The following is an 11,024-nucleotide window of genomic DNA, read 5'->3' on the forward strand; positions in this document are numbered from 1 at the left end:
TAGGAGATCTCGTTTTGAGAGGGGTCTCTATTTTTCGTGATTGTGTCATTTTTGCTACAGATTTTTTTTTGCATTTGTGTAACATTGCCCCTATAAATTAATTTAGGAGCAAAATTTATGAATATTAAACATTTAATGACGACCTCTGTTGCCGCTTTGACTTTATCTTCTGCGGCACAGGCTGCGGATGTTGTAGTCCCTGCTCGTGAGATGGCGCCAGCTGTTACTGCTACTACTACCGCTCCTGCGTTTTCTTGGACGGGTTTCTATATTGGTGGTCAGATTGGTGGTTTTTCAAGTAAAGTGGGTATAAGTGAGAAACATGCAAATATTGGTTCTTATACCGACAATAAGGATGGAATACCTCAACCTTCGGGTTTTATGGGTGGTGCTTATGCAGGTTCTAACATTGATCTTGGAAATGGTCTTGTTCTTGGTATTGAAACGGGTGCAGTTTGGGCAGATCAGGAAAAAACGGGCACAATTTCTTCAGTAGCTCTTGATGCGGCGGGTATTGCAGCTCTTAATGCAGCGTTCGATTTGAAAGGCGATAATGTGCTTGCAGTTAACGATAGGCAAGATAATGTCTTTACTTATAAAGAAAAATGGTCTGGTGCAACGCGGGTTCGTGTTGGTTGGTCGACTGCTGGAAACATGTTGCCTTATGTTGCAGGTGGTGTCGCTTATGCGCAGATGCAGGGTATTTCTACAGCTTTAGAGGTAAAACAACCGTCGGGTAAGGTAGCAGCTACTTCTTCGGAAATAGATGAAACAGCTACAATGGTTGGTTATACTGTTGGTGGTGGTATTGATTTTGCAGTAAATAGCAATGTTGTGTTGCGTGCGGAGTACCGTTACTCAGACTTTGGTAAAAAGAAATTTTCAAAAGAAAATCTTGAAGTGAGCTACAAAACTAATGATTTTCGTGTTGGCGTAGCTTATAAATTCTAAATTTAGTGCAAGATTAAATTGTTAGGAGACCTCGTTTGAAGCGGGGTTTCTATTTTTTTGTGACTGTATCATTTTTGCTACAGATATTTTATTTTAGATGCTTTATATATAATTCGTTTTGGATATTTGGAGATATTTTATGAATACGAAACGTTTGATAGAAGTGTCTATTTTTGCTTTAATTTCTGCTTCCACAGCGCAAGCAGCGGATGTCATGGCTCCTCATCAGCCGATACATGCTGTTTCACCTGCTCCTGCTGTTGTAGCGCCTGCCTTTTCATGGACAGGTTTTTACTTTGGTGCTCAGGTTGATAGTTTTTCAAGTAAGGTCGATATGAACTTTGTTGATGATGGTCAAGCTGCTCCAGTGGGTGATGATTTGACGCCAAGGCCTTCAGGTATTACAGGTGGTCTTTATGCAGGTTCTAATATTGATCTTGGGGACGGATTTGCTCTTGGTGTTGATACAGATTTCATGTGGTTTAAACGGGGAAAGACAAAAAATATCGTTTTAGATACATCTGATTACCCTGTACTAAGGGAGTCTGGGAGAGTTCGTAGAGCAGCACCACCAGCACCACCAGCACCACCAGCACCACCAGTAGCACTTCCACACGGAACGCACGCTTCTTCTGGTAAGTTGAACAGTGGTGGTAGCTCGTCTCAAGGTCATCATAGCGGAACAAGCAGATCTTCTGTTAGTCATACGGTGCATTCTGCAGTAAGTTTAGCTGGATCCACTTCACAAAGTAGACCAGCAACTGTGAATGCAAAAGGTGTTAATGCGCACAATGCAGCACAGGCCAGAGGAATGGCTTCAGCCTTTGGTTTTGATATCGAGGATGATTTTGATACTTTAAGTCACACTCTAAAACAGAATTGGACAGGCGCTACGCGGGTACGTGTTGGTTTTGCTGCTGATCGTATTATGCCTTATGTTGCTGGTGGTATTGCTTATACACAGCTCCAAGATACATTTTCTATATCGAGCAAAGAAGAATCTGCTTCCAAGAATATATTGGATGAAACAAAAACATTGGTTGGTTACACCCTTGGTGGTGGTGTTGATTTTGCAGTGATGGATAATATCATTTTTCGTGCAGAATACCGTTACTCAGACTTTGGTAAAAAGAAATTTTTAAAAGAAGAGCTTGAAGTTAGTTACAAAACTAATGATTTCCGTGTTGGTGTAGCTTACAAGTTCTAATTATCATTCAAGCTAAGCTGTTGAGGGAGCTCTGCCTACGGTGGGGCTCTTATTTTTTTAAGGGGATCATTTTATGGTTTCCTTTCTTCGCTCTTTCATGATAAAGCCCATAAGACGTTATGATAATCTTCTTGATCGCTGCTTGATACGAACTATTGTTTTGTCTCTTCCCATGGATCAAAAAAACGGAGTTGCAGGGTTCAGGGAAATTATGAAAAAATAAAATCGTAAAAGTGGACAGGAATCTTTCACAATGGCTGTGAAAAATAAGACAATGGATTATTCAAAAACTCTTTATTTGCCACAAACAAACTTTCCAATGCGTGCAGGACTACCGCAAAAAGAGCTGGAATTGATAGCACGGTGGAAAGACATAGGTCTTTATGTTCAATTGCGGCAGCAAGCAAAAAATCGTCCACTTTATGTTCTTCATGATGGTCCGCCCTATGCAAATGGCAATATTCATATAGGCCATGCTTTAAACAAAGTTTTAAAGGATGTTGTTGTTCGTGCATTTCAAATGCGCGGTTTTAATGCAAATTATGTGCCTGGTTGGGATTGTCATGGACTTCCGATTGAATGGAAGGTTGAAGAAAAATACCGTGCACGGGGAAAAAACAAGAACGATGTACCTCTTAACGAATTTCGTCAAGAGTGTCGTGAATTTGCTCAGCGTTGGATAACTATTCAAAGCGAGGAGTTTCAGCGTCTTGGAGTTGTTGGAGATTTTAATGCTCCCTACACCACAATGGCTTTTCATTCAGAAGCGTGCATTGCTAAAGAACTTATGAAATTTGTTATGTCGGATCAGATTTATCGTGGCTCGAAGCCTGTAATGTGGTCTGTTGTGGAACGTACGGCTTTGGCTGAGGCAGAAATTGAATACCACGATCATGAATCAGAAGTTATTTGGGTTAAGTTTCCTATTTTACAGGCAGATTCTGATGATTTATATGGTGCTTATGTAGTTATTTGGACGACGACTCCATGGACAATTCCTGGAAATCGCGCAATTAGTTATTCTTCTCAGATTTCTTATGGTGTTTACGAAGTTGAAAGTACGGAAAACGATTTTGGTCCTCAAATTGGAGAAACACTTCTTTTTGCTGATATTTTAGCTTTAGAATGTGCAAAAAAAGCAAAACTTGTTTTGAAGCGTTTGCGTGCTATTTGTGCTGATGAGCTTAAAAACATCATTCTTTCTCATCCATTGAGAGGGTTAGCTGGAGGTTATAATTACAAGGTTGCGATGCTTGATGGTTCGCACGTGACAGATAGTGCTGGTACAGGTTTTGTTCATACAGCGCCTAGCCATGGTCGTGAAGATTTTGAAATTTGGAACTCTTATAAATCTACATTGGAGAAAGCAGGGATTGATCCATCCATACCTTTTCCTGTTGATGACGCTGGATTTTATACACAAGATGCTCCTGGTTTTGGTCCAGATCGTAACGGGAAGGCTGTACGCGTTATTGATGACAATGGAAAAATGGGTGATGCTAATAAAGAGGTTATTAATGCTTTAATTGAAGCAGATAGATTGTTTGCACGTGGTCGTTTAAAACATTCTTATCCCCACAGTTGGCGTTCAAAAAAACCGATCATTTTTCGTAATACGCCACAATGGTTTGTTTCAATGGATAAAGATCTTGGAGATGGTTCAACTTTACGCAGTAGGGCTTTAAAAGCTGTTTCAATGACGCGTTTTATTCCACCTTCGGGTCAAACTCGTCTGATTTCTATGATAGCAGATCGTCCTGATTGGGTTCTTTCTCGCCAGCGTGCTTGGGGAGTTCCTATTTGTATTTTTGCAAATAAAGATGGTTTTGTTCTTAAAGATGAGCAAGTGAATGAGCGTATTTTGCAGGCTTTTGAAGAAGAAGGTGCTGATGCGTGGTTTAGTGAAGGAGCGCGTGAACGTTTTTTAGGTGAACGTGCACATGAGCCTTGGATTCAAGTTCGTGATATTCTCGATGTTTGGTTTGATTCTGGAGCAAGTCATGGTTTTGTGTTAGAAAATAGAGATGATCTAAAGTGGCCTGCCGATGTTTATTTGGAGGGATCTGACCAGCATCGTGGATGGTTTCAGTCTTCTCTTTTGGAAAGTTGTGGGACACGCGTTTGTTCACCTTATAAGGCTGTAGTTACGCACGGCTTTACTTTAGATGAAAATGGCAAAAAAATGTCTAAATCTTTAGGCAATACTGTTGTTCCTCAGGAGATTATTAAGACTTCAGGTGCCGATATTTTTCGTCTTTGGGTGACGATGACTGATTATTGGGAAGATCAGCGTTTAGGAAAAAAAATTCTTCAGGCAAATGTAGATTCATATCGTAAGTTACGAAATGCAATTCGTTGGATGCTCGGAACTTTAACGCATGATGAAGGAGAAGAAATATCTTATTTTGCGCTTCCAGATCTCGAAAAATTTATATTGCATAGACTTTTTGAACTCGATCAATTGATTAATAAAGCCTATGATAATTTTGATTTTAAGAAGGTTATGCGTTCATTATTAGATTTTTCGATCATTGAGTTGTCGGCATTTTATTTTGATATTCGCAAAGATTCTCTTTACTGTGACGCACCCTCATCGGATAAGCGTAAGGCTTCTTTGCAGATTGTTCGTGAAGTTTTTGAGAGAATGGTAACATGGTTGGCTCCGATGCTGCCTTTTACGATGGAAGAGGCTTGGTTGGAGCGTTATCCGGAAAGTCAATCGATACATTTAGAACAGTTTCGACCTGCGCAAGAAGAATGGCAGAATGAATCTTTGTCTGAGCGTTGGAAAAAGATTCGGCAAATTCGTAAAGTTGTAACTGGCGCTTTAGAGCTTGAGAGGGCTAGCAAAAATATTGGATCATCTTTGGAAGCAGCTCCTATTGTTTTTATTTCTAATCCAGTTTTACTTGAAGCCATAGAAAATTTAGATATGGCGGAAATTTGTATTACAAGTTCTTTAACAATTATTTCGGATATACCACCTTCAGATGCTTTTATTTTAGATGATGTTGAAGGTGTTGGAGTGCGTTTTAGAAAAGCGGGCGGCACAAAATGTGCTCGATCATGGCGTTATACACAAGATGTTGGAAGCGATCCGGCTTATCCTGATGTTTCTGCTCGCGATGCGGCTGCTTTACGAGAATTACAGATGCTGGGAAAGATTTGAGATTTTAAATAAAATATGGAAAAGCGCAAGATTTTAACAGCATTTTAATGCTTAACCTGTGTTCATTGGCGGTTTAAAACTGTTTGTGTGGAATGTTTGGCAGAGCAGGTCTTTAAGATTGATGCAGTGAAGAAGTATTTGTTCTGTCATGTAGTTTTTGTTTTACAAAGAAGGTCTAACAATTAACTGGAATGTTGACTCCGCTGATCCAGATTTCATGGTTATACATGAAACAATGATGGGCAGTATTTTTTTATGGGGATAGGGGTAAAGGTGAAAAAACAGAGTGTTTCTATAGTATTCTTAAATTATACTATCATTTAGGAAAATTGTTGAAGAATGCTTAAAAAATATTTTGGTGAGAAGTTCACTATTCTTTAAAGGACATTTTATCTTGTTAAAGATATAGGCATTTTAGTAAAGAACAAAAATTGTCTTTAATAACGTTTTCGAGCAAAAAATTCTTTTAGCAGTTGAGCAGCTTCTCTTTCTTTAAACCCAGAATAAACTTCAGGTTTGTGATGACAGGTTGGTTGTTGGTAAAGGCGTGGTCCGTGTTTGACAGCACCACTTTTAGGATCGTCTGTTGCATAGTATAAACGCCGTATGCGTGCAAATGAGATAGCTGTTGCACACATAGCGCAAGGTTCAAGCGTTACATAGAGGTCACAATTGGAGAGTCTTTCACTTTTTAATATCTCACAAGCCGTACGGATAACACGTATTTCTGCATGACCGGTAGGATCATGCGCAGCTTTTACATAGTTACCAGCGCGTGCAATAATTGTTTTTCCGTGTGTTATAACAGCTCCTACAGGGACTTCATTTTTCTTTTCTGTCCATTGTGCTTCTAAAAGAGCTATTTCCATGGGAGTTAAAGTCATAGTATTTTTTTTATTTAAGTGTATAAGACAAAAAATATTTTCCATATGAGAGGGTGCTAAGAAATAGACACTATTTTCATTTCATAACGAAAAAGATATAATTTTTAAAGTGTTTAAAATTAAATTTGCAAGTAAACAAATCTTGTTGTCTTTAAAAGATAGCAAATCGTATACAATTATGTTAATTCATGCTTTTCTGGATAAGCGATATGGTGCGTACAAATGTTTGCTGAACGTGCTAAAAGAGGCTAGTGTGAAAAGCAAATGAATGAAAACAGTGAAAGTGAGAGGATTGCTAAACGATTAGCACGTGCTGGTATTGCGTCGCGTCGTGATGCAGAAATGATGATTATCGCAGGTCGTATTGTTGTTAATGGAACGGTTATAACGACACCTGCTTTTAACGTTACTTGTTCTGATGTTATTGCAGTTGATGGTAAGCCTTTACCTCCCATAGAACGGACACGATTGTGGCTTTATCATAAGCCAGCAGGGCTTGTTACTACTAACCGTGATCCCGAAGGTAGACCAACAGTATTTAATAGTTTACCTAAGGAAATGCCTCGTGTTCTTTCTGTAGGAAGGCTTGATATCAGCACAGAGGGACTTTTGCTGCTAACAAATGATGGAGGTTTAGCACGCGTATTAGAGCTTCCTTTAACAGGGTGGATACGTAAATATCGGGTTCGTGCTCATGGAAAAGTGAAGCAGAGTGTACTTGATAACTTGAAAAATGGCATTGTTATTAATGGTATTTTTTATGGTTCAATTGAGGCATCGATTGAGCGTGAACAGGGAGCGAATGTATGGCTTTCTGTTGCTTTGCGTGAAGGAAAAAATCGTGAAATAAAGAATGTTTTGGGAGCATTAGGGCTGTTTGTTAATCGTTTAATTCGCATATCTTATGGTCCATTTCAGCTGCATAATTTAGAAGCAGGAGCTGTTTGTGAGATAAAAGGTCGAGTATTGCGTTATCAATTAGGTGAAGATTTAATTATGCAAGCTAATGCAAATTTTGATGCTCCTATCATTAGACCATTTCAAAATACTACAATTTCTTCAAAAAAAACAAGTCGTGAAAATCGTCTGACGGAAAATAAAAATGAGTGGATTTTTTCGAGTGAAGGAAAAACTCAGCAAGGACAACGAGGTGGGTTTGCTGAGTATAGTCGATTACGATTGATGAAAAAAATTGATGAAAAACAATTTTCTCATAATAAAATACAAGATAAAAAATTAGGTCATTTTCGCCGTTCTAATGTTTGGATGGCTCCGAAGAGTACTCATAGGAAACATTTTCATAATGAGAATATCTTCCACAATGATGAGAGTGATTTAGCGAGAAAGAGATCCTCTTACAAAAGTAAAGAAAAATCGTCACAAACTCAATTACGGAAAGACAAAAGCGTTAATTTTAATCAAGAATGCGAAAAAAAATCTCATGGTGGCGTAAATTTTTTTAGTAAGAAGAATCATTTTTTAAAGACAGCAGAAAAAGTTACAAAAAGTGGTCGTGGTGCGCGTTTTTTTGAAAATGAGAAAGGGAGAAAATCGTGTAGTGATGTCATAAAAAGGTCTAAATTATGCAGAGGTGGTACAAAAAGCTCCAAGTTATTTAAGGGATCGTATGCGGGTCATTGGCGGTAAATTTGCAGGGCGTATTTTGTTTGCTCCTACTGGTCATTCTATTCGCCCAACAAGTGATCGTACGCGTGAAAGCTTATTTAACATTCTTGCTAGTCGAGAAGAACAGTTTTGGAGAGATAAGAGAATTTTAGATCTTTTTGCGGGGACTGGTGCCTTTGGTATTGAGGCGCTTTCACGTGGTGCAAAGGCTGCCGTTTTTGTTGAAACTTCAATTGAGGGACGTGGTCTTATTCAAAAAAATATTGAATCCCTTGATCTGCAGTCAATGGGTCGTGTTTTACGTCGTGATGCGACTAAGCTTGGTAATATTGGGACGATGCTTCCGTTTGATGTGATTTGCGCAGATCCTCCTTATGGACATTGTTTGGGTGAGCGCGCTTTTGTTGAAGCTATGAAGGGAGGATGGGCAAAAGCTAGTACACTTTTTATACTTGAGGAAAAAAAAGGCGCGATTATTCGTTTACCTGATGTATTTTACGTGGATGATGAACGTTATTATGGTGATACCACGATACGTATTTATAAATTTCTATCATAATTTTTACTAATTGGTGCACAAGAGTTATATTGCCGTGTAAGTTTACAAAATTTCGTATTTGATGTGAATGAAAAAAGGAGTCTATGATGGCTGATAAAAACCAGATTGATAAAGCTGCATCATTGGTTGAATCAGCTAAACACTTTGGTGCAGATGCTGCTGATGCCGTTATAATTTGTACACATTCTACCCGTGTATCTGTTCGTTTGGGAAAGGTTGAATCGACAGAATCTTCAGAGAGTGATGATTTCACACTGAGAGTTTTTGTTGGTAAGAAAGTAGCGAGTGTTTCTGCTAATTTAACATCTCATCCAAAAGAATTAGCAAAGCGTGCTGTTGCAATGGCTAAAGCTTCTCCAGAAAATTTATTCGAAGGGTTGGCAGACAAGGAATTGTTGGTTACTCATCCTAAAGATCTTGATCTTTTTGATACGTTTGTTCCACACAGTAATTTTTTAATAGAGGATGCTTTAAAAATGGAAGAAGCAGCCCTTAATATTCAAGGGGTTAATAATTCTGGTGGAGCTGAAACAGTTTATGGCCGTAGTGGGTTTGTTCTTGTGACAAGTGATGGTTTTTGCGGAACTTATCAATCCAGTTATTTTTCACGTTTTTGTAGTGCACTTGCTGGTGAGGGTACAGCAATGGAGCGAGATTACGATTATACAACGGCTTTGCATTTTTCTGATTTAGAAGAAGCAGAAATTGTAGGTAGAAATGCGGGATTAGGTGCAGTCCGGCGTCTGGGAGCAGTTCGTGCAGATACAGGGGTTATTGATGTTATTTTTGACCCGCGTACTTCTCGTGGGATTGCAGGACATATTGCATGCATGGTTAATGGAGAATTTGTTGTTCGCAAAACAAGTATTTTACAAAATTTTTTGGGTAAGGCAGTAATGAAGTCTGATGTTAATGTGACAGATCAACCTTTGCGATTACGTGGAAATTCTTCTCGTCCTTTTGATGGAGAAGGAGTGGAAGGGAAAGCATTGAATATCATTGAAAATGGTGTTTTAAAAAATTGGCTTCTTTCATCGTCTTCAGCTCGTGCATTGGGTTTAAAAACCAATGGACGTGGTGTGCGTTCAGCATCATTAGTTCAGCCAGCAAGTACCAATTTTGCTATTGAACCGAGTGTAATATCACCTCACGATATGATCAAAGATTTGCAGAATGGGTTTTATGTGACAGAATTATTTGGGCATGGAATTGATTTTATTACAGGTCAGTATAGTCGTGGCGCTTCCGGTTTTTGGATTGAAAATGGTGAAATTACTCATCCAGTAAGCGAGGTGACTCTTGGTTCTGATTTACTTCATATGTTGGCACATTTAACTCCTGCAAATGATATTGATCGACGTTATAGTATATCTGCTCCAACATTGTTAATTGAGGGAATGACACTTGCAGGAAAATAATACGCAGTATTCTTCTGATTTAGCTCTTTTGCTTGATGTTTGTCGAGAGGCAAAGGATTTGGCAATGAGGTATTTTAGGTGTGAGTTGAACGTTTGGATAAAAGATGGTAATTCACCAGTTAGTGAAGCAGATTTGGCTGTTGATAAGTTTTTGAAGAAGAAGCTTCTTGAAGCACGTCCAAATTATGGATGGATTTCGGAAGAGACGAAAGACAGTAGAAAACAAGGGAGCTATAAACGCTATTTTGTCGTCGATCCTATTGATGGTACACGTGGTTTTCTTTCTGGAAATACCCATTGGTGTATTTCAGTGGCTATCATTGAGAATGGACGCCCTGTTGTGGGTGTTTTGCAGTGTCCAGCTCAGGAAGATGTTTACGCAGCCATTATTGGTTGTGGAGCAACATTAAATGGTGTAATGCTTCCTCGTTTGCAACAGCAGACTAATCGAAAATATAAAGTTTCGCTTGATAAATCGCTTTCCCAAAAATTGCCAAATGATTTTCGGAATCAAGTCAGTTTTTACCACTACATTCCCTCTCTTGCATATCGTGTTGTGCTTGTTGCTCAGGGTAAGATTGATGCTGTACTTGTTTATCCCAGTTGTTATGAGTGGGATATTGCTGCCGCCGATCTTATTTTACAGGAATGCGGCGGATGTTTTTTACCATTTGATAAATCTTCTATTTCTTATGGTATTGAGCCCTATCAATATGGATTTTTGATAGCTGGTAAAAGCAATTTTTGTCAAAATATGATAGATGTTATTCATCAGGCAAAGTTAATTTAACAGCATATAAAAACGCACTAAAATTTCTTAATGATATGGAGATATTCATGACTAAAGGAAACGAGGAAAAGCAATATTTACATCTTGTTTTTGGTGGGGAATTAAAAAGCCTTAGTAGCAACCAATTTAAGAATCTTGAAGATTTAGATGTGGTTGGTATTTTTCCAAATTATCAGTTAGCTCAAGAAGCGTGGAGGGCGAAAGCACAAAGCAGCGTGGACAATGCATTACAGCGTTACTACATCGTAGATCTACATAAATTTTTGGATAATGAAACAAACGATAGATAATAGAATTAGATTTATTTTACTTTTGGTAAAAGATTCAATTTTCTTGGATCAAAAAGACTAGATTATTGTACGAAGTAACATAATTCTTGTAATCTATTTATTATCACTTTGTTTGTGCAGCGTGTTTATT

The 11,024-nt window shown here is 38.5% G+C and carries 10 protein-coding genes; 9 read left to right on the forward strand and 1 reads right to left on the reverse strand.

What is annotated here, in order from left to right; translation table 11 throughout:
- The first annotated feature begins 117 nt into the window (after positions 1-117).
- From V4P54_RS00295 to ileS, 4 genes are all read left to right on the forward strand, one after another.
- The gene (locus V4P54_RS00295; protein WP_455477181.1) at positions 118-951 is read left to right on the forward strand and encodes an outer membrane protein; all 834 of its coding nucleotides are present in this window, start codon (positions 118-120) and stop codon (positions 949-951) included.
- A gap of 139 nt (positions 952-1,090) precedes the next feature.
- A complete protein-coding gene (locus tag V4P54_RS00300; protein WP_455477182.1) occupies positions 1,091-2,158 on the forward strand; it encodes an outer membrane protein in 1,068 nt (355 codons plus the stop codon).
- A gap of 73 nt (positions 2,159-2,231) precedes the next feature.
- Positions 2,232-2,381 carry a hypothetical protein gene (locus V4P54_RS00305; protein WP_455477183.1) on the forward strand — a complete coding sequence of 50 codons (150 nt, stop codon included), beginning with the start codon at positions 2,232-2,234 and terminating at the stop codon, positions 2,379-2,381.
- A gap of 30 nt (positions 2,382-2,411) precedes the next feature.
- Positions 2,412-5,327 carry an isoleucine--tRNA ligase gene (ileS, locus tag V4P54_RS00310; RefSeq protein WP_455477184.1) on the forward strand — a complete coding sequence of 972 codons (2,916 nt, stop codon included), beginning with the start codon at positions 2,412-2,414 and terminating at the stop codon, positions 5,325-5,327.
- 437 nt (positions 5,328-5,764) lie between these two features.
- On the opposite strand, the gene V4P54_RS00315 is transcribed toward ileS, so the two are convergent.
- Positions 5,765-6,211 carry a nucleoside deaminase gene (locus V4P54_RS00315; protein WP_455477185.1) on the reverse strand — a complete coding sequence of 149 codons (447 nt, stop codon included), beginning with the start codon at positions 6,209-6,211 and terminating at the stop codon, positions 5,765-5,767.
- Positions 6,212-6,475: 264 nt separating this feature from the next.
- On the opposite strand from V4P54_RS00315, the gene V4P54_RS00320 reads away from it, so the two are divergent.
- The 5 genes from V4P54_RS00320 (at position 6,476) to V4P54_RS00340 (ending at position 10,894) form a co-directional block, all read left to right on the forward strand.
- Positions 6,476-7,858: a pseudouridine synthase gene (locus tag V4P54_RS00320; RefSeq protein ID WP_455477186.1), complete on the forward strand. Its 1,383-nt coding sequence runs from the start codon at positions 6,476-6,478 to the stop codon at positions 7,856-7,858.
- Positions 7,839-8,396 (forward strand): 16S rRNA (guanine(966)-N(2))-methyltransferase RsmD, encoded by a 558-nt coding sequence (gene rsmD / locus V4P54_RS00325; RefSeq protein WP_455477187.1) that lies wholly within the window; start codon positions 7,839-7,841, stop codon positions 8,394-8,396. The genes V4P54_RS00320 and rsmD overlap by 20 nt, the downstream gene beginning before the upstream one ends.
- An 86-nt stretch (positions 8,397-8,482) precedes the next feature.
- The gene (locus V4P54_RS00330; protein ID WP_455477188.1) at positions 8,483-9,814 is read left to right on the forward strand and encodes a TldD/PmbA family protein; all 1,332 of its coding nucleotides are present in this window, start codon (positions 8,483-8,485) and stop codon (positions 9,812-9,814) included.
- Positions 9,801-10,604, forward strand: a complete 804-nt coding sequence (locus tag V4P54_RS00335; protein WP_455477189.1) for a 3'(2'),5'-bisphosphate nucleotidase CysQ — start codon at positions 9,801-9,803, stop codon at positions 10,602-10,604. Before V4P54_RS00330 ends, V4P54_RS00335 begins: the two co-directional genes overlap by 14 nt.
- Before the next feature lie 47 nt (positions 10,605-10,651).
- Positions 10,652-10,894 carry a DUF4170 domain-containing protein gene (locus V4P54_RS00340; protein WP_455477190.1) on the forward strand — a complete coding sequence of 81 codons (243 nt, stop codon included), beginning with the start codon at positions 10,652-10,654 and terminating at the stop codon, positions 10,892-10,894.
- The last annotated feature ends 130 nt before the right edge of the window (positions 10,895-11,024 follow it).

Source organism: Bartonella sp. B41 (assembly GCF_053795765.1).